Source organism: Streptomyces sp. WAC07094 (assembly GCF_036320405.1).
Taxonomy (GTDB): domain Bacteria; phylum Actinomycetota; class Actinomycetes; order Streptomycetales; family Streptomycetaceae; genus Streptomyces; species Streptomyces lannensis.
On the sequence record NZ_JAVMJZ010000001.1, the window covers coordinates 4,539,721 to 4,557,813 of the forward strand.

The following is an 18,093-nucleotide window of genomic DNA, read 5'->3' on the forward strand; positions in this document are numbered from 1 at the left end:
CATGAACACAACCGGTGGCTTGACCCGGCCGGTGGGCGGGTTGATTCTGTTGCTCGCTGTCGGAGGGCGGGCACGATTCTCTGCGGAGGGCGCATGGCCTGGCGGCGTTCGATCGGGTCCGGACTCTGGGGGCCCGTCGCGTTCGTGGTGGGGTGGACCGTGCTTGTCGTCGGCGAGTTCACCGGTCGCCCGCTCTGGGCGGCGCTCGTGGCGCTCCTCTTCCTGGTGCCGAGTCGCGTCGCGATGTGGCGTCAGGGGCGCAAGCGCCGGCTCCGACTGCACACGCCTCGTCGTCGTCCGTGGCGTGGACGTTCGCCGGCGTCCCCGCCGTTGTCGCCCCCGGTGCGTGGTCGACGGGGCGACTAGGGGAGGACGGGTGATGGCTCCTCCCACGACCGGGATCGGCTGCTTCTCGCCGACGTCGTACGTGAACTCGGTCTTCCGGGATGACCACGAGGTGAGCGACATCTGAACTTGCCCTCGGCCTGCGGTTTCCGGGGCGGCGGGAGGGCCGTTCGCCGGGCGGCTGCACTTAGCATGGCGGCGCTCGTGCCGGTCGGGGCACGCTGGGGATGATCTTGTGCCGGGGGCGTCATGGAAGAGGGCCGGAGATCGGGTTCGGACGTGGAGGGGGACTCGTCCTGGGTGGCGATCGTCCACAACGATCCCATCACCCTCATGTCGTACGTGGTCCATGTGTTCCGGGTCTATTTCGGCTGGTCCGAGGCCGAGGCCCGCGATTCGACGATGGACGTGCACCGCAAGGGCGAAGTCGTGGTCGCCGTGGGCAGCCGTGAGGAGATGGAACGGCACGTGCAGGCGCTGCACGGCTACGGCCTGCTGGCCACCCTCCAGCGCAACCCATGAGCTGCGAAAGCCCGGTTCGTGCCGCTGCCGGGTCCGGAGCGGGCCCGCTCCACGGTGTTGCCGTCACTGTCGTCCGGCGCGGTTCAGGGCGTCCTCGGCCTGACGCGCCAGTCTGCCGACGAGGTCGGCCGCGGGCGGCAGGTCGGTGACCAGGTCGACGGCCTCGCCCGCCCAGACCGGTAGCGGCGGCACCTCACCTCTGGCCACGTCGTCCTGGTAGGCCCGCTGCGCTTCGGCGTCCGCGGCGAGTTCCGCCTCCCGGCCCCGCCATCGGTCGAGGTAGCGATGGCCCAGGGTGCGGGCGGTGTACCGGGAGGGCCACGAGGAGCTGCGTGCGATGTCGAGCACGCGGCTGCGTTCGGTGTCCTGCCCGCGTCCCTCGACGAGCGCGGTGCTGATGGCCGGGTGCACCAGGGCCTCGGCCGTGGCCTGGAAGCGGGTGCCGATGACGGCGCCCGCGGCACCCAGGGCGAGGGCGGCCGCCAGGCCCCTGCCGTCGGCGATGCCGCCGGCCGCGAGCACCGGCACCGGTGCCACGAGGTCCACCACGACCGGCACGAAGGGAAGGGTGGACCGTCCGTTCCGGGCCCCGTGCCCTCCGCTCTCGGTGCCCTGCGCCACGATGACGTCGGCGCCCAGGTCCACCGCCTGCCTGGCCTCCTCCAGATCGGTGACCTGGATGGCGAGTAACGCACCTGCCCGGCGGATGCGTTCGGTGAAGGTGCTCGGGTCCCCGAAGGAGAGCATCACGGCACTGGGCCGGTGCTCCAGCGCGCGCTCGACCGTGCGGACATCGAGCGCCCAGGTCAGAAAGCCGATGCCCCACGGTCGGTCGGTGCCCTGTACGACGAGGGGCAGTTCACGGGCCAGCCACTGCGGATCGCCGCCCCCGGCGCCCAGCAGTCCGAGCCCGCCGCCGCGCGAGACGGCCGCGGCCAGCGCACCTCCGGCGGAACCGCCCATCGGTGCCAGTGCGATCGGATGCCGTACACCCGACAACTTCGTGAACGCCGTCGACAACGCCATGGCCCGCATCATCGCACTCGCCGCTGTGCGGCACACGGTGTACGGCGCGCGCCCCGCGGTACGGAATGCGGGGCGAACGACCATGCCCCCTGCCGGCGCGTTCTGCGTCGGCAGGGGGCATGTTGGCGTGGTCGTGGCACTGACTACCGCAAGGAACGCCCTACTTGAGGTACACGAGACCGTCGGTCGTGACGGTGGGACGGCCGCTGGTACCGACCAGGACGATCTTCACGGTGTGCTTGGCGCTGGTGGACCAGGACTTGGTCCAGATCGCCTGCCGGTACAGCGTGGCGGCCGACTTCAGGTCGACGGTGCTGACCTTCGTGCCGTCGACGTAGACGTAGACCTGGCCGGAGGTGGAGGCGCGGGAGACCACCCACGCCGCCGAGCGACCCGTGAACGTCCAGGTGAGGCTCGCGCCCTTCGAGGCACTGGAGTACGACTTGCCGCCGAGGTAGCTGCTGGAGGAGCGGATGCTCCAGCTGCCGGACTTCGTGGCGGAGCTCTCCTGCAGGATCACGGGGGTGAAAGCGGGCGAGGAGGTACGGGAGTTGCCCGCGTAGTCGTAGGCGCGCATCGACCAGGTGGTGGCGGTGCCGGACTTGGCGGTGCTGCCGGCGCTGGTGGTGGTCGCACCGTAGGTGGCCGCGGTCGGGGACAGCAGCTTCACATAGCGCAGGGCCTTGTCGTCCGTCGCCTTCCAGCCGAGGGTGACCGGGACGGCGGTGGTGTTGACGGTGCCGGAGCGCAGGGAGAGCCGCGGGGTGGTGGTGAAGGTCGGCGCGGTCGTCTCCGCCATGACGCTCAGCGCGGCGCTGGTGGCGGTCTTGCCGGACTGGTGCACGGCCCGTACGGCGACGGTGTGGCCCCCGAGGACCAGGGTCGCGGCGGCGGAGGTGGCGGTGCCCGAGGTGGTGGCCACGACCTTGCCGTCGACCAGCAGCTGGAAGTTCTTGATCAGCGACGACGGCGTGGTGGCCGTCCAGTGCACGGTGATGGCGCCCTTGGTGTAGTACGTCGAGCCGGAGAGGCCCGCGCCGTCGACCGTCGTGGTCTTCAGACCCTGCACAGGTCCGGCCGCCCACGCCCGGATGGTGGGCAGCTGGGCGTAGAGGGAGCCGCCGGGGCACTGGGTGTTGTAGCCGTCACGGTGGCCGGAGATCCGCTGGAAGGTGTACTTGGTCCCGGTGGTGAAGCTGGTGCCGAAGTAGTTCTTCTGGCCGGCGCCCGCGGTGAGCTGGGTGGTTCCGGCGGGGTCGGCACCGTACTGGCCGAGCTTCCAGGCCGCCACGCGGGCGATCGAGGCCAGCGCGGCGTTGGAGGCGCTGGTCGTGGTGTAGTCACCGAGCACCGCGATGCCCGTGGACTCCCGGTTCCAGCCGTAGGTGTGGGCGCCGAGCACCGGCAGGTCGACACCGCCCTTGCGGCCCTCGAAGACGGTGCCGCACTTGTCGACGAGGAAGTTGTAGCCGATGTCCTTCCAGCCCTCGACCTGCACGTGGTACGCGTAGATGCCCCGCACGATCGACGCCGACTCGGTGCAGGAGTAGTCGTTGGCCCCGTCGGTGTGGTGGACGAACACGGCCTTGACGTCCGGGTTGTACTCCGGCGCCTCGGGGCTGATCGACTCGTCGGCGCCCCAGCCCGCGCGCGCCACGATGGGCGGTTCGGGCACGGTGGACGGCCGCGCGGCCGGCACGGTGGGCGAAGCGCTCGCCGAGGGGGATGCGGGCACGGAGTCGCTGGGGGTGACCGCGGGCGTGGAGTCGGTCGGAGCGGGAGGCGTGGTGGTCTGGCCGTCCGTCGGCGCGACGGTGGTGCCGTCACCGGGTGTGGCGGAGTCCGTGGGCGCGGTGGAGTCCGTGGGCTCAGCGGAGTCCGTGGGTGTGGCACCGGGACTCGTCTCGGCGACGAACGCGGCCGGCTCGGCGGCGGCGGACTTCGTCTCGGCGGCGGTCACCACACCCGGGTCCACCAGGTTGACCTCGAGGCCCTTGGGCAGCGAGCCGGTGGTGCCGTTCTTGTGGACGACCTGTACCTGGACGCCGTCGGAGGAGCCGACCCACAGCGGTTCGGAGGCGCCGCGCACGTGAGGGCCGGGCTTCTCCAGCGGGTCGATGTTCAGTTCGAGGTCCTGCCAGGAGCTCCACTCGCCGCTGTCGAGGCCGTGGGTGCGTACCTGCACCGTGCCGTCGAGCCGCTTTGCGGCACCCGTCCATGAGACGCCGACCATCGAGAACTGCTGGGTGTCCGTGCGGGGCAGTTCCCGCTTGCCGGACTCGCTGCCCTTCAGCGCGAGGTCGTAGACCTTCACCGGACGCTTGGCACGACCCGTCGCTCCGTGGTCCCCCGAGGGGCTGGCGACCGCGTAGGTCACGATGCCCCCGCCGCCCAGGACGACCGCACCCAGCGTCAGCCACGCGCGCCGTTTGAGGCTCAGCGGTCTGTATGCATGCGAACGACGACCACTCACGACGTATCCCACCCCTAGAAGGCCGATGAAGGCCGCAGACGAAAGTCACATGAGGCACGCCCTTCACAGAGGTGACTCGCTCTCTCAGCGCGCCCCGGCCCGTGAACGTCACGGGGTACGAGGCCGCCGTGACGTAGATCACTGCGGTGGGAGGTGTGACCGGGGTTCCAGGAGGTCGCGCTGCTCCGGTCCATGGCTGCCGGTCGACACGGCGTCAGGCGCCGGTCGTCATGGCGTCAGGGTCTGTCCGAGGTGGGCGCCGGCGGGTGTGCCGAGGGAGGCCCTGCGGAGCGCGACGGTCCGGGCGAGGCCGAAGCCCGTGCTGTGGACCGGTGTGTACAGGACGATGCCGTCGCCCGCGTCCTCGCCGTCCGCCCCGAGGACGAGGCCCGCGTGTCCGGAGCCGGACAGATCGACGAGCGACACGGAGGAGCCGAAGCGGTCGCCGCTCTCGGTCGAGTCGAGGATTCCCGGGGTGTCCTGGTTGAGGGCGAAGGATCCGCTCGTCGTCAGACCGGAGGCGCTGCCCTGGAGCAGGGTGGCCTGGCCGGCGTCGAGCCGTTCGACGCCGTCGCGGGTGAGGTCTTCGCCCGGAGTGCCGACAAGCGCGTCCGCACGGCCGTCGGCGTTGTAGTCGCCGACCGCGACGGAGGCGCCGAAGGCGTCACCGGGCCGGTCGGTGCCGGCCACGCCGACGGCGTCCTGGTAGACGACCTTGCGCCCTGTGGGCCTGAACCCGGTCGCCGCCCCGGGGACCACGGTGATCTGACCGCCCGCCCGGCCGCCGGACTCGGCGGCACAGGGCTGCCCGATCACGAGGTCGTCGTGGCCGTCGCCGTCGACGTCGCCCGCGGCGATCGACCGGGCACCCCGCACCGGGACGACTCCCGCAGTGGTCAGTCCCGACGTCGAGCCCGCGAACCACACCACGCGCCCGATGCCGTCGGTGCCACGGTGGACGAGGGCGGCGTCCGCGAAGCCGTCCCGGTCGAAGTCGCCGGTCGCGGCGTGGAGTCGCGCGTCAGGAGCGGTGGCGCCGTCGAGCGCGCCGGACCTGGTGGCGCCGCCGGTCAGCCGGACGTTCCAGGTACCGCCGCGGCCCGCGCCCGCCGCGAACACGTCCGCCCTGCCGTCGCCGTCGAAGTCACCGACGGCGACCGCGGAACCGAGCCGCGCCCCGGTGGCCGGGACACCCGAGGTCGTGTAGGCGAACCCCGAACGCAGACCCGGTCCGTACAGGACGGTGACGGACCCGCGGTCGGCGTGGCCGCTCGTGTCGTCCTCGCCGGGGGGGCCGATCACGAGGTCGGCACGGCCGTCCCCGTTCACGTCGCCCCATGCGGTCGCGGCACCGAAGCCGTCGCCCGGCTCGGAGGAACCGGGCACCCCCGGGCTGTCCTGGGTGAGCGTCACCCTCGAGGCGACGGCGGGTCCGTCGGGACCGCCCGGGACGACGGTCACGCTTCCGGCGGCGCCCGACGTCTTCGGGGTGCCGACGACCAGGGCGGTGATGCCGCCGCGGTTGCGGCCGGAGACGGCCGGGGTGTGCTCGGCACCGGTCGCATCCCGGGCGGGCAGCGCTCCGCCGAAGCGGTCCGTGCCCCGGTGACGTGACGGCGTGTGCCCCGCTCGCCCGTCCGCCGGATGCACGGGGTGCCCCGCGGGTTCACGTCCGTGCCCCTGTGACTGCGCGGGCGGAAGGCCGACGGCGCAGACGACGATGCCCGCTCCGCTCAGCACGACGGCTCCGGCCGTGAGCCACGCCGACCGTCTCCGGCTCCACGGCATGTGCGCACCGGTCGTACGGAGACTCAATGTCCCACCCCTCGATCCCCGACTGCCCCACCCGCCCCCGGGCGGTACTCACCGAGCGAACGGGCCCGGCCGGACGTCACAGGGTGAGCCGCCCGGCCGGGTCGTTCCGACAGGACAACGCGCGGGCGGCCCCCGAGGAGACGGGCCGTGGCGAAGTGTTCGGGGCGGGCACGGTGCGGCAGGGCGCACGCCTGTGGCACCCGGCGCGGGAGTGACACCTCGGCGCCCCCGTGCGCTGTAGGAGTGGACCGTCGCCGGCGCGGCGTGTCGTCGGCACCGGTGACGTGAGCCCCTTGCGGCTCACGACGTGATGGGCCGTGAGAAGCGGCGTCACAGTGGTCGAGTGTTGTCGATGTGGGGTGGGGGCACGGGTGCTGCTGGAGGACCGCTATCAGCTGGAGGAACCGCTCGGGCGCGGCGCGATGGGCGAGGTGTGGCGGGCCGCCGACCACGTTCTCAACCGCACCGTCGCGGTGAAGGTCCTGCACGGCGACGACGCCGCAGCCCTCGAGCGGTTCCGGATGGAGGCGCAGACCGCGGGCCGTCTCAGCCACCCCAACGTGGTGGGGGTGTACGACTTCGGCTCCCATGACGGCCGGCCCTACCTGGTGATGGAACTCGTCGACGGCTGGAACCTCTCCCAGGAGCGTTCCGTGTACGGCGTGCTGGCCCCGCGTGAGGCGGCCGGGATCGCGGCCCAGATGGCCGCCGGACTGGCCGCCGCCCACCGGCACGGGGTGATCCACCGGGACGTCAAGCCGGCCAACGTCATGCTCACGATCGACCGGAACGTGAAACTCACCGACTTCGGGATCGCCCGCTTCGCCGACGCCGTCGCCGGCGCGCTGACCGCCACCGGCAAGATCGTCGGCAGCGCCGCCTACCTCGCCCCCGAACGCGCCATGGGCCACTCCGCCCAGCCCGCCTCCGACGTCTACTCGCTCGGCTGCGTTCTGTACGAACTGCTCACCGGTCACCCTCCCTTCCGCGGCACCAATTCGCTGGCCGTGGTGCAGCAGCACGTCGAAGCCCGGCCGGCACCACCGACCCGGCTGCGGCCGGACATACCGCCGGCGCTGGCCGACTACGTGATGTGCCTGCTCTCCAAGGACGCGGACGGCCGCCCCACCGCCGACCAGGCGGCCGCCTGGCTCGAGGCCTGGCACCGGTCGCCGGATCCGGCGGAACCGGAACAGGACCGTCCGGAGGCTGTGGCCCTCACGGCCGCCCTGCCGATCGCCGCGGAACCGGAGGTGGCGGATACGTCCCCGCGCGTCCAGCGGCGGGGCAGGCGCAAGCCGCCGTCAAAAGCCGTACTGGGCGCCGTGGGTGTGGCCCTCTTCGCGGGGGCCGTCGCCCTGGGCGCCACCTGGATCGGGGATTCCGGCCGTGACACCCCCACCGCGCCGACCCCCTCGGCACCGGGGGCGGCACCGTCCGCGTCCGTCGACCGGACGTCCCCGACCGGGCCCTCCGCCGGTGCTCCGTCCGACACCGCCGCACCGCAGGACGACCGGGGCGGCAACGACGACCACGGCGGCGACGGCCACGGGGGCGGGCACGGCCGGAAGGGCAAGGGGTCCGACGACTGAGTCGCCCCTCGTATGGACACGCCGTACGGAAGATGTGCCCGGACGCGGAGCCCGGCGCCACAGTTGTGCTGATCCTGCGACAGTGACCGGACACCCGTGACACATGGTGCGCTCGGTGCGCTGGAGGTAGTGACCCCGGGCGGGGTCCGCCGCCTGCTCTCCGGGGGGAGGTACGCGGGCGGCAACGCGACAGGGGCAGGTCGGTTCACCTTTCGTGACCGGCCCGCCCCTGCTCACGTCGTGGTGGCGCAGCCCACCGGGACGAGGAGGGCGCCGGTGCGGGGCCGCACGCCGCACCGCTCGAGTTCGCGGACCGTCGTGGTCCGAGGGGGCGTGGGGCGGGTCACCAGATGGACAGCGGGACGGGGTGGATCTCGTCGGGTGCGTGGCCGGCGCGTTCGTGGACGCGGCGGACGGCTTCGGCCGAGGGGGCCTCGGAGAGGCAGTAGAGCGTGCCGGACTCGGGGTCGGCCCAGGCCCGCTCGAAGTGCACGCCCTCCTCCTTCTCCACGGCGAGATCGGCCCGGTGGACCTGCTTCAGCCGGTCGTCAGTGATGCCCTTCATCCCATGGTGGACGTCCATGAACTGAGTCATCGCCCCGCACCTCCTTCCGGACGGAGTGCCTTCTCCGCTTCCCATGCTGCGCCCGTCGGGCGGCACCTGCCACGGACACACGGACACGAGGGGCCCCGGCGCAGTGCCGGGGCCCCTCGTGGTCCTGCTCGATGTCCGGTCGTCCCGTGGGATCGTCCGCGTCGTCCGGCGTCAGCCGCACTGGCACGGAGCGCCCGACTGGCACCCGCACCCGCAGCCGGAGCCGCAGCCGCACGCGCCCACCAGCGGGAGGCTCGTGATCTCGACGGGTTGTTGGGTCTCGCGCTCCTGCGTGGGGTCCTGCGTGCTGGGGGTCTCGGCCATGGGTCCCTCCTCGAGACTGGTGCCTGTGCCCATTTCATGCCCCAGTCGACAGGCGCATCAACGGCGCACGGAGGCTTGTGCACACCCGGCCGGGCCCCTTCGAGCCCCCCGACTGGTGGGTGCCGGTCCGAGCGTCCGCCCCGAGCGCGGACCGCCGGCCCCTCCCCGCCGGGCGTCGGTCAGGCGCCCTCGACGCCCGTCACCGGCTGGATGTCGGCCTGGAGTTCGTCCGCGTGCTCGCCCGTCACCAGGTAGACCACACGCTTCGCCACCGCAACCGCGTGGTCGGCGTAGCGCTCGTAGTAGCGGCCCAGCAGGGTGACGTCCACGGCCGTCTCTATGCCGTGCTGCCAGCGGTCGTCGATCAGGTGCTGGAAGAGCGCGCGGTGCAGGAGGTCCATCTCGTCGTCGTCCTGCTCCAGCTGCATCGCCAGGTCGACGTCCTTGGTGACGATCACCTCGGCGGCCTTGGCCATCAGGCGCTGGGCGAGCTGGCCCATCTCCAGGATGGTGGCGTGCAGGTCCTGCGGGACGGCACGCTCCGGGAAGCGCAGCCGGGCCAGCTTCGCGACATGCTGCGCCAGATCGCCCGAGCGCTCGAGGTCGGCGCTCATCCGCAGCGACGTGACGACGATGCGCAGGTCCGTCGCCACCGGCTGCTGGCGGGCGAGGAGGGCGATCGCGCGCGCCTCCAGGTCGTGCTGGAGCTCGTCGACCTTCTTGTCGCCCTCGATGACGGTCTCCGCCAGCTTCAGGTCACCGTCGAGGATCGCCGTCGTGGCGCGTCCGATCGCCGACCCCACGAGCCGGGCCATCTCGACCAGACCTTCACCGATCGAGTCAAGTTCCTCGTGGTACGCGTCCCGCATCAGGGTGTCCCTCTCTTACGTCTTTTCGGGGGGCCGGGGGCCCGGGCCCGTTGTCACCATGGTGAACACGGCCGTCACGGCGCCCTTTGCACCCCACGCTCCCACGTTCTGGTCCGTACGCGACTGTTTCAGTCATCTCAAATGAACCGATACTGGCTCCAAGGTGAACTCTGGGCGACGAGTGTCCGAGGTCGCACTCGGATGGCTGTGGTCCGGCGTCCTGACGTGCCTAACCTGGGTGCATGGACGTGAACGCGGCGGTCGCCGCAGCGGCAGCGATCGCCGGGGTGCTCACCGGCGTGATCGCCATGCTGGCGTTCCGCTGGAGCGAGCGCGACCAGAAGCGCCCTACCCGCACTTCCCTGCACACCGACCCCGTGCTTCCGCCGGGCGTCGACACCGTGCTGTCCGTGCTGCGCTCGTCGGCGGTCGTGCTGGACGAGGCCGACGCCGTCGTGAAGGCCAGCTCGGCAGCCTACGCCCTGGGACTCGTGAGGGGCGGCAAGCTCGCCGTCGAGCCGATGCTCCAGATGGCACGTGACACCAGGCGGGACGGGGAGATACGCCAGGTCGAGCTGGACCTGCCGCGCCGCGGCACCGGACGGGGCGAGGCCCTGGCCGTGTCGGCACGCGTGGCGCCCCTCGGCTCCCGGCTCGTGCTGCTGCTCGTCGAGGACCTCACCGAGGCCCGCCGGATAGAGGCGGTGCGCCGCGACTTCGTGGCCAACGTCAGCCATGAGCTGAAGACGCCGGTCGGCGCCCTGTCGCTGCTCTCCGAGGCCGTGATGGACGCCTCCGACGACCCCGAGGCCGTGGAGCGCTTCGCGGGCCGTATGCAGATCGAGGCGACGAGGCTGACCAACCTCGTGCAGGAACTCATCGACCTCTCGCGGGTGCAGAACGACGACCCCCTCGAGGACGCCGAGCCCGTGCGCGTGGACGAACTGGTCGCCGAGGCCATCGACCGCTGCCGCCACCAGGCCGGCACCAAGCAGATCACCATGGCCGCCGGTGGCACCGCCGATCTGCATGTGTGGGGCAACCGCGGCCAGTTGGCCGCCGCTCTCGGCAACCTCGTCGAGAACGCCGTGAACTACTCGCCCGCCCGCACCCGCGTCGGCATCGCCGCGCGCAGGATGTCGGCCTCGGGCGGGGATCTGATCGAGGTGTCGGTGACCGACCAGGGCATCGGCATCTCCGACAAGGACAAGGAGCGCATCTTCGAGCGCTTCTACCGCGTCGACCCGGCTCGCTCCCGTGCCACGGGCGGTACGGGGCTGGGTCTCGCGATCGTCAAGCACGTGGCCGCCTCGCACGGCGGGGAGGTCACCGTGTGGAGCTCCGAGGGTCAGGGCTCCACTTTCACCCTGCGGCTGCCGGAGGCGGGTGCGGCCCGTGACCGTGCGACCGATCACCCGTCCGGACTCGACGACGAGGACGGCCGGCCCGACGGGACGACCACCGTCACATCCCCGTACGAACCGCTTCCCGCCCCGGAGGTCCTTCCGTGACCCGAGTACTCGTCGTCGAGGACGAGGAGTCCTTCAGCGACGCCCTGTCCTACATGCTCCGCAAGGAGGGCTTCGAGGTCGCCATCGCGACCACCGGGCCCGACGGTCTCGACGAGTTCGAGCGCAACGGCGCCGATCTCGTCCTGCTCGACCTGATGCTGCCCGGCCTGCCGGGCACGGAGGTCTGCCGCCAGCTGCGCGGCCGTTCCAACGTCCCGGTCATCATGGTGACCGCCAAGGACAGCGAGATCGACAAGGTTGTCGGCCTGGAGATAGGGGCCGACGACTACGTCACCAAGCCGTTCTCCTCGCGTGAGCTGGTCGCCCGCATCCGGGCCGTCCTGCGCCGCCGCGGGGAGCCCGAGGAGGTCACCCCGGCCGCGCTGGAGGCCGGTCCGGTCCGTATGGACGTCGACCGCCACGTGGTCACGGTCTCCGGCTCCAAGGTCGACCTGCCGCTGAAGGAGTTCGACCTCCTGGAGATGCTGCTGCGCAACGCGGGCCGCGTCCTGACCCGTATGCAGCTCATCGACCGTGTCTGGGGCGCCGACTACGTGGGCGACACCAAGACCCTCGATGTCCACGTCAAGCGCCTGCGCGCGAAGATCGAGCCGGACCCGGGTGCCCCGCGCTACCTGGTCACGGTCCGCGGCCTCGGCTACAAGTTCGAGCCGTGAGCCGACCGGCGCGCGTCGGCCGGAAACGGCCCCTGAGCGGGGCCTGAACAGCCCTCACGCGCGCGCACGGCACGATCAAGGGCGGCACCCCCAGGAGGGGTACCGCCCTTCGTGCGTTCCGGTTCCGCGGCATCGCTCCCTCCGCCGCCGCGCGAGCACCACGGCGGAGGGAGCGGTCACCGGACGCCGGTGTCCCGGCCCGTTGTCACTGCTCGGACGAGCCCGACTCCGTCGTCGTGTCGCTTCCCGGCTCCTCGCCCGCGGGCGTGCCGGGCGCGCCCGAGGCGGGCGTACCCGTGGCCGACTCCGTCGGGGTGGCGTGCTCGGACGGCGAGCCCGTGGGGGACGGCGTCGAGGGGATGTTGCTGGGCCCCCACTTGGTGAAGTAGCTCTCGGCCGGGACCACGAACGCCCGCAGGTTGACCTCGCCGGTCTTGCTGAACGAGAAGGTGATCTTCTGGGCGTTGCCGTTCTGCACGGCGGCGTCCATGTTGTTCAGCGTGGCCGTGGCGTTGTCCTTGCCGCCGAGCACCAGGGAGCCGCCCGCCGGGACGGTCACGCTGCCGCCGCCCTTGGCCGGCGAGATCTCGGCGGAGCCGTCACCCTCCACTCTGATCGAGTCCAGCGTCTGGGACGTGGTGCCGGTGTTGAAGATGGTCGCCGAGACCACGGCCGGGCCGCCGGCCTTCGGGTCGGGCTGGGTGATGACCATCGCGTTCTGGACCTTGATGTCGCCGACGCTGGTCGCCGCGTTGTCGGGCTTGACCTCGAGCGTCTGGGCGTTGTTGCCGGCGCCGCACGCGGCGAGCGAGGTGATCGAGAACGCGATGGCGGCGGCGGCGAGGGCGCCGCGTCGAATGCTGCTGCTCACGGCGGCGGCAACTCCTTGAACGTGGGCGGTGCAGGGCGACTCCCTGATAAAGCCGCCCTAAGTGTCTGTCAGCGGCCTTAGGTTACCGAGCCGTTCCGGAGCCGCCGCACCCGACCCGCCCCAAGGCATGCGGGGCCTCCCTGCGGCGCCCGTCGAAGTCGCTTCCGTCACACCGATCCCATGCATCTCCTCAGCCACTTTGACCTCACGTCGTCCAGTATTCACATAAGCGTCTCCGGCGTCTCGGTGGTTTTCCGCGAGGAAATGCACCGAGGGGCCGAAAATCGATCAACCGATCAACGGCGGGATCACCGTGTGCCGTGATCAATTCCGGATTCGTCTCGCGGTGGCCATGAGGCGCCGAACGGAGTAGCGGAAGTCGATCGCTTGAGGGAGGGCATAAAGGGGCATTTTGGACCTAGTCAGGTGCCCTCGATGTGTGTAACGTGCGCGTTTCTCTTCACCCGCAGAGCGGCTCCGACCTGCGAATACCGTCTTCCGTCGCCCCCTCGCAGCACGTTCCTGTTGTGGTTGTCAAGCCCCGAGATATGCCCTGACCTGCGAAAACGCCATTCAGAAGACGCCGTTTCCGTGTTACCCTGGATAGCCACGGAAGGGGTACCTGTCACATGACGTTCAAGGTTGGCGACACCGTGGTCTATCCCCATCACGGGGCCGCGCTGATCGAGGCCATCGAAACTCGCCAGATCAAAGGCGTGGACAAGACCTACTTGGTGCTGAAGGTCGCCCAGGGCGACCTGACGGTACGTGTGCCAGCGGACAATGCGGAGTTCGTCGGCGTGCGTGATGTGGTCGGTCAGGACGGGCTGGACCGGGTCTTCGAGGTGCTGCGTGCGCCGTACGCCGAGGAGCCCACGAACTGGTCGCGTCGATACAAGGCAAACCTGGAGAAGCTCGCTTCCGGCGATGTCATCAAGGTTGCGGAGGTCGTCCGCGATCTGTGGCGTCGTGAGCGCGAGCGCGGACTGTCCGCCGGTGAGAAGCGGATGCTCGCCAAGGCCCGGCAGATCCTGGTGAGCGAACTCGCCCTCGCGGAGAACACGAACGAGGACAAGGCCGAGGCTCTGCTCGACGAGGTCCTCGCGTCCTGACGCCCATCCCGCCCCACCCGCTCCCCGGCCGGGAGCGTGACGGACGGAGCAGCGCGCAGTACGTCTGCACATGCCGCGGTGCCCGATGACGCAGTAGCTGTCGCCGGGCGCTGCGGCATGTTCATACCCGGACGTCTCGACGTCATGCTCTGCCGAAATGGTGAAGCCCTGCCCTCGTTCCGTACCCCGGCGGGACACCCCCCGGACACGGGAAACCCCCGATACTTGGCGTGCCGGGCCCGGGCAGTCGGCTCGACCGGGGTCACGGAAGGGTCCGGTCAAGGCCTCGCGCCCGGCACGCTGTGGCCATACCCATCCCGGCCGAGCACACAAACCTGACAGGAACCGATGTCTGACGATTCGCGCCCTTCGCTCACCGGAACCCTGACGGAAACCCCGGACTCCGCCCGGGCAGGGACCCCCATCGCGGCCGTGATCCCGGCGGCGGGCCGAGGTGTGCGCCTCGGTCCGGGCGCCCCCAAGGCGCTTCGCGCGCTGAACGGCACGCCCATGCTCATCCACGCCGTGCGCGCGATGGCCGCGTCCCGTGCCGTGTCCCTGGTGATCGTCGTCGCGCCGCCGGACGGCGCCGCGGAGGTCAAGTCGCTGCTCGACGCGCACGCGCTGCCCGAGCGGACCGACTTCCTGGTCGTGCCGGGCGGGGAGACGCGTCAGGAGTCCGTGAAGCTGGGCCTCGACGCGCTGCCGCCGGAGTACGAGATCGTCCTGGTGCACGACGCGGCCCGCCCGCTGGTCCCGGTGGAGACGGTGGACGCGGTGATCGAGGCGGTGCGCGAGGGTGCGCCGGCCGTGGTGCCCGCCCTGCCGCTCGCGGACACGGTCAAGGAGGTGGAGCCCGCGGCCGAGGCCGACCAGCCGGAGCCTGTCGTCGCCACGCCCGACCGTGCCCGGCTGCGCGCCGTGCAGACCCCGCAGGGCTTCGACCGCGGGACGCTGATCCGCGCGCACGAGACCGTGACGGACAACGTCACGGACGACGCGAGCATGGTGGAGCAGCTCGGGCTGCGGGTCGTGGTCGTCCCCGGTCACGCGGAGGCGTTCAAGGTCACCCGCCCCCTGGACCTGGTGCTGGCCGAGGCGGTCCTGGCGCGCAGGAGGCTGACCGATGGCTTCTGAGGCGCCGCTGCTGCCCCGGGTGGGCATCGGGACCGACATCCACGCCTTCGAAGAGGGGCGGGAGCTGTGGTGCGCGGGTCTGAAGTGGGAGGGCGAGGGGCCGGGACTCGCCGGCCACTCGGACGCGGACGTGGTCGCACACGCCGCGTGCAACGCGCTGTTCTCCGCGGCCGCCCTCGGTGACCTGGGGCAGCACTTCGGCACCGGACGGCCCGAGTGGTCCGGTGCGTCCGGGGTCACGCTGCTGACGGAGGCCGCGCGGATCGTCCGCGAGGCGGGCTTCGCCATCGGCAACATCGCCGTCCAGGTGGTCGGGCCCCGCCCGAAGATCGGCAAGCGCCGCGACGAGGCACAGAAGATCCTCTCGGACGCGGCGGGGGCACCGGTCTCGGTGTCAGGTGCGACGACGGACGGTCTCGGCTTCCCCGGGCGCGACGAGGGGCTGATGGCGATCGCCACCGCGCTCGTGGTGCGGGTGGACTGAGGGCGCACGGACGCAACCGGAGCATCACCCGGCGCCGGAGGCTCCGAAGGCGCTCCGGGACGGCCGGCCCGGCTGTCCGGCACGGTGGTGACACCGGCGGCGAAGAGACGTCCGGACCGCGACCCCGGGCGGGCGTCGTGGTCCGGGACGCCGGTCGCCCCGGAGGTGGGCGGGGGGATACCTGCGGGCGAACCGTTTGTCACGAATGCATGGCCCTTGACCGCAAGGCGCGTGAGGCACTCCTTCCGGACCACTACCCTGGACTCGTGACTATTCGCCTGTACGACACCAGCGCCCGGCAGATCCGTGACTTCACCCCGCTCAAGCCGGGTTGTGTCTCGATCTACCTGTGTGGCGCCACCGTGCAGGCCCCGCCGCACATCGGGCACATCCGCTCCGGCCTCAACTTCGACATCCTGCGCCGCTGGTTCGCGTACCGCGGCCTGGACGTGACGTTCGTCCGCAATGTCACGGACATCGACGACAAGATCATCCGGAAGGCCCGCGAGCAGAACCGCCCGTGGTGGGCCATCGGTTACGAGAACGAGCGCGCGTTCAACGATGCCTATCGCGCGCTCGGTTGCCTCCCGCCCAGCTACGAGCCCCGCGCCACCGGGCATGTGCCCGAGATGGTCGAGATGATGCGCGGGCTCATCGAGCGCGGACACGCCTACGAGGCCGACGGCAACGTCTACTTCGACGTGCGCTCGCTGCCGGGTTACCTGTCGCTGTCGAAGCAGGATCTCGACGATCTGCGCCAGCCCGCCGACGAGGGCGAGATCGGCAAGCGGGACCCGCGTGACTTCGCCATGTGGAAGGCGGTGAAGCCGGGCGAGCCCAGCTGGGAGACGCCGTGGGGACGCGGCCGTCCGGGCTGGCACCTGGAGTGCTCGGCGATGGCCCACAAGTACCTGGGGTCGGCCTTCGACATCCACGGCGGCGGCATCGACCTGATCTTCCCGCACCACGAGAACGAGATCGCCCAGGCCAAGGGCTTCGGTGACGCGTTCGCCCAGTACTGGCTGCACAACGCCTGGGTCACCATCGCGGGCGAGAAGATGGCCAAGTCCCTCGGCAACTCGGTGCTGGTCTCCGAGATGGTCAAGCAGTGGCGGCCCATCGTCCTGCGCTACTACCTCGGCACGCCGCACTACCGCTCGATGATCGAGTACAGCGAGGAGTCCCTGCGCGAGGCGGAGTCCGCGTTCGCCCGTATCGAGGGCTTCATGCAGCGTGTCGTCGAGAAGGCCGGCGGGGTCGTCGAGCCCGCCGACGAGGTGCCCCCGGCGTTCGCCGAGGCGATGGACGACGACCTGGGTGTGCCGCAGGCGCTCGCCGTCGTGCACACCACCGTCCGGCAGGGCAACAGCGCGCTGGCCGCCGACGACAAGGACGCCGCCGTCGCCCGGCTCGCCGAGGTGCGGGCCATGCTCGGTGTCCTGGGCCTCGACCCCCTCGACGCCGAGTGGGCCGGGGAGGGCGACCGCGGCGAGGACCTGCACGGCGCCGTCGACACCCTGGTGCGCATGGTCCTCGACCAGCGCGAGGCGGCCCGCTCCCGCAAGGACTGGGCGACCGCTGACGGGATCCGCGACCAGCTCAACCAGTCGGGGCTCGTCATCGAGGACGGCCCCCAGGGTCCGCGCTGGTCGCTCGGCCCGCGCTGAGCCGGCACCGGATCCGATGATCGATTGTGCCGCCCGGCCCTCCGGGCGGCACACTGCATAGACATACGTACGACGCTTCAACAGACGGGTAGGTCATGGCCGCGAACAACCGCCGCATGTCCGGCAAGAAGGGCGCGCAGGTCGGCAGCGGCGGCAAGCGGCGCCGCGGCCTCGAGGGCAAGGGCCCGACACCGCCGGCCGAGATGCGCAAGGGGCACGCCAAGCAGCGTGCGGCCCAGGCGAAGTCGCGCCGCGCGCAGGGGCGTCCGCAGCAGCGTCGTACGGGTGGCAGGTCCTCGTCCGAACTGGTCGTCGGGCGCAACCCGGTCACCGAGGCGCTGCGCGAGGGCGTGCCCGCCTCCACGCTCTACGTCCAGCAGTTCATCGACAACGACGAGCGTGTGCGCGAGGCGCTGCAGCTCGCTTCCGAGCGCGGCGGGATCAACCTCATGGAGGCCCCGCGCCCCGAGCTCGACCGGATGACCAACGGACTCAACCACCAGGGGCTCGTCCTCCAGGTCCCGCCCTACGAGTACGCCCATCCCGAGGACCTCGCCGACGCGGCCTACGACGAGGGCGAGGACCCGCTGATCGTCGCCCTGGACGGGGTCACCGACCCGCGCAACCTGGGCGCCGTCGTCCGGTCCGTCTCCGCCTTCGGCGGACACGGGGTCGTGGTGCCGGAGCGGCGCGCCGCCGGGATGACGGCCGGCGCGTGGAAGACCTCCGCGGGCGCGGCGGCCCGTACGCCGGTCGCGCGCGCCACCAATCTCACGCGTGCCCTGGAGGCGTACCAGAAGGCGGGCATCATGGTCGTCGGGCTGGCCGCCGACGGGGACGTCGAGCTCGGCGAGCTGGACGCCCTGGGCGGGCCGGTCGTGATCGTCGTCGGCAGCGAGGGCAAGGGGCTGTCGCGACTGGTCGGCGAGACGTGCGACGTCCGGGTGCGGATCCCGATGCCGGGTGGCGCCGAGTCGCTCAACGCCGGTGTGGCGGCGGGCATCGTGCTGTACGAGGCGGCCCGTCGACGGGCCTGACACCCGAGGCCGAGGGCGTGAACAGTCGTTCGCTCC

Annotated in this window: 15 protein-coding genes; 9 read left to right on the forward strand and 6 right to left on the reverse strand. The window is 71.5% G+C overall.

The window, feature by feature from the left end; genetic code table 11:
• Positions 1–594 precede the first annotated feature (594 nt).
• Positions 595–867 (forward strand): ATP-dependent Clp protease adapter ClpS, encoded by a 273-nt coding sequence (gene clpS / locus RCR19_RS20055; protein WP_331266383.1) that lies wholly within the window; start codon positions 595–597, stop codon positions 865–867.
• Between the two features lie 63 nt (positions 868–930).
• Here clpS and RCR19_RS20060 read toward each other — a convergent pair whose 3' ends face one another.
• The 3 genes from RCR19_RS20060 to RCR19_RS20070 all read right to left on the reverse strand — a co-directional run bounded on the left by RCR19_RS20060 (position 931) and on the right by RCR19_RS20070 (position 6,106).
• Positions 931–1,893 carry a nitronate monooxygenase gene (locus RCR19_RS20060; RefSeq protein WP_331266384.1) on the reverse strand — a complete coding sequence of 321 codons (963 nt, stop codon included), beginning with the start codon at positions 1,891–1,893 and terminating at the stop codon, positions 931–933.
• A 160-nt stretch (positions 1,894–2,053) separates the two neighbouring features.
• Positions 2,054–4,126 carry an N-acetylmuramoyl-L-alanine amidase gene (locus RCR19_RS20065; protein ID WP_331269496.1) on the reverse strand — a complete coding sequence of 691 codons (2,073 nt, stop codon included), beginning with the start codon at positions 4,124–4,126 and terminating at the stop codon, positions 2,054–2,056.
• 468 nt (positions 4,127–4,594) lie between these two features.
• The gene (locus RCR19_RS20070) at positions 4,595–6,106 is read right to left on the reverse strand and encodes an FG-GAP and VCBS repeat-containing protein (RefSeq protein WP_331266385.1); all 1,512 of its coding nucleotides are present in this window, start codon (positions 6,104–6,106) and stop codon (positions 4,595–4,597) included.
• Positions 6,107–6,540: 434 nt separating this feature from the next.
• Between RCR19_RS20070 and RCR19_RS20075 the strand changes: the two genes are divergently transcribed.
• Positions 6,541–7,773: a protein kinase gene (locus RCR19_RS20075; RefSeq protein WP_331266386.1), complete on the forward strand. Its 1,233-nt coding sequence runs from the start codon at positions 6,541–6,543 to the stop codon at positions 7,771–7,773.
• A 343-nt stretch (positions 7,774–8,116) separates the two neighbouring features.
• Here the strand turns inward: RCR19_RS20075 and RCR19_RS20080 are convergent, their stop codons facing one another.
• Together RCR19_RS20080 and phoU are read right to left on the reverse strand one after the other, a co-directional pair.
• A complete protein-coding gene (locus RCR19_RS20080; RefSeq protein WP_331266387.1) occupies positions 8,117–8,368 on the reverse strand; it encodes an SCO4226 family nickel-binding protein in 252 nt (83 codons plus the stop codon).
• 503 nt (positions 8,369–8,871) lie between these two features.
• On the reverse strand, positions 8,872–9,561 hold the full coding sequence (gene phoU / locus RCR19_RS20085) for a phosphate signaling complex protein PhoU (protein WP_331266388.1): 690 nt from the start codon (positions 9,559–9,561) through the stop codon (positions 8,872–8,874).
• Positions 9,562–9,803: 242 nt separating this feature from the next.
• Here phoU and RCR19_RS20090 point away from each other — a divergent pair, with 242 nt between their 5' ends.
• Both RCR19_RS20090 and RCR19_RS20095 read left to right on the forward strand, forming a co-directional pair.
• Positions 9,804–11,072: an ATP-binding protein gene (locus RCR19_RS20090; RefSeq protein WP_059126979.1), complete on the forward strand. Its 1,269-nt coding sequence runs from the start codon at positions 9,804–9,806 to the stop codon at positions 11,070–11,072.
• A complete protein-coding gene (locus RCR19_RS20095; protein ID WP_009340348.1) occupies positions 11,069–11,749 on the forward strand; it encodes a response regulator transcription factor in 681 nt (226 codons plus the stop codon). Before RCR19_RS20090 ends, RCR19_RS20095 begins: the two co-directional genes overlap by 4 nt.
• 205 nt (positions 11,750–11,954) lie before the next feature.
• Here the strand turns inward: RCR19_RS20095 and RCR19_RS20100 are convergent, their stop codons facing one another.
• Positions 11,955–12,620, reverse strand: coding sequence for a DUF461 domain-containing protein (locus tag RCR19_RS20100; protein ID WP_331266389.1), 666 nt, complete (start codon positions 12,618–12,620; stop codon positions 11,955–11,957).
• Positions 12,621–13,249: 629 nt separating this feature from the next.
• Between RCR19_RS20100 and RCR19_RS20105 the strand changes: the two genes are divergently transcribed.
• The 5 genes from RCR19_RS20105 to rlmB all read left to right on the forward strand — a co-directional run bounded on the left by RCR19_RS20105 (position 13,250) and on the right by rlmB (position 18,057).
• Entirely contained in the window at positions 13,250–13,732 is a 483-nt protein-coding gene (locus RCR19_RS20105) for a CarD family transcriptional regulator (RefSeq protein ID WP_003953493.1), read from the forward strand.
• A 348-nt stretch (positions 13,733–14,080) separates the two neighbouring features.
• Positions 14,081–14,869 (forward strand): 2-C-methyl-D-erythritol 4-phosphate cytidylyltransferase, encoded by a 789-nt coding sequence (gene ispD, locus RCR19_RS20110; protein ID WP_331266390.1) that lies wholly within the window; start codon positions 14,081–14,083, stop codon positions 14,867–14,869.
• Positions 14,859–15,353, forward strand: coding sequence for a 2-C-methyl-D-erythritol 2,4-cyclodiphosphate synthase (gene ispF / locus RCR19_RS20115; protein WP_331266391.1), 495 nt, complete (start codon positions 14,859–14,861; stop codon positions 15,351–15,353). Before ispD ends, ispF begins: the two co-directional genes overlap by 11 nt.
• Positions 15,354–15,619: 266 nt before the next feature.
• Positions 15,620–17,020 carry a cysteine--tRNA ligase gene (cysS, locus tag RCR19_RS20120; RefSeq protein WP_331266392.1) on the forward strand — a complete coding sequence of 467 codons (1,401 nt, stop codon included), beginning with the start codon at positions 15,620–15,622 and terminating at the stop codon, positions 17,018–17,020.
• Positions 17,021–17,115: 95 nt separating this feature from the next.
• The gene (gene rlmB, locus RCR19_RS20125) at positions 17,116–18,057 is read left to right on the forward strand and encodes a 23S rRNA (guanosine(2251)-2'-O)-methyltransferase RlmB (RefSeq protein ID WP_331266393.1); all 942 of its coding nucleotides are present in this window, start codon (positions 17,116–17,118) and stop codon (positions 18,055–18,057) included.
• Positions 18,058–18,093 lie beyond the last annotated feature (36 nt).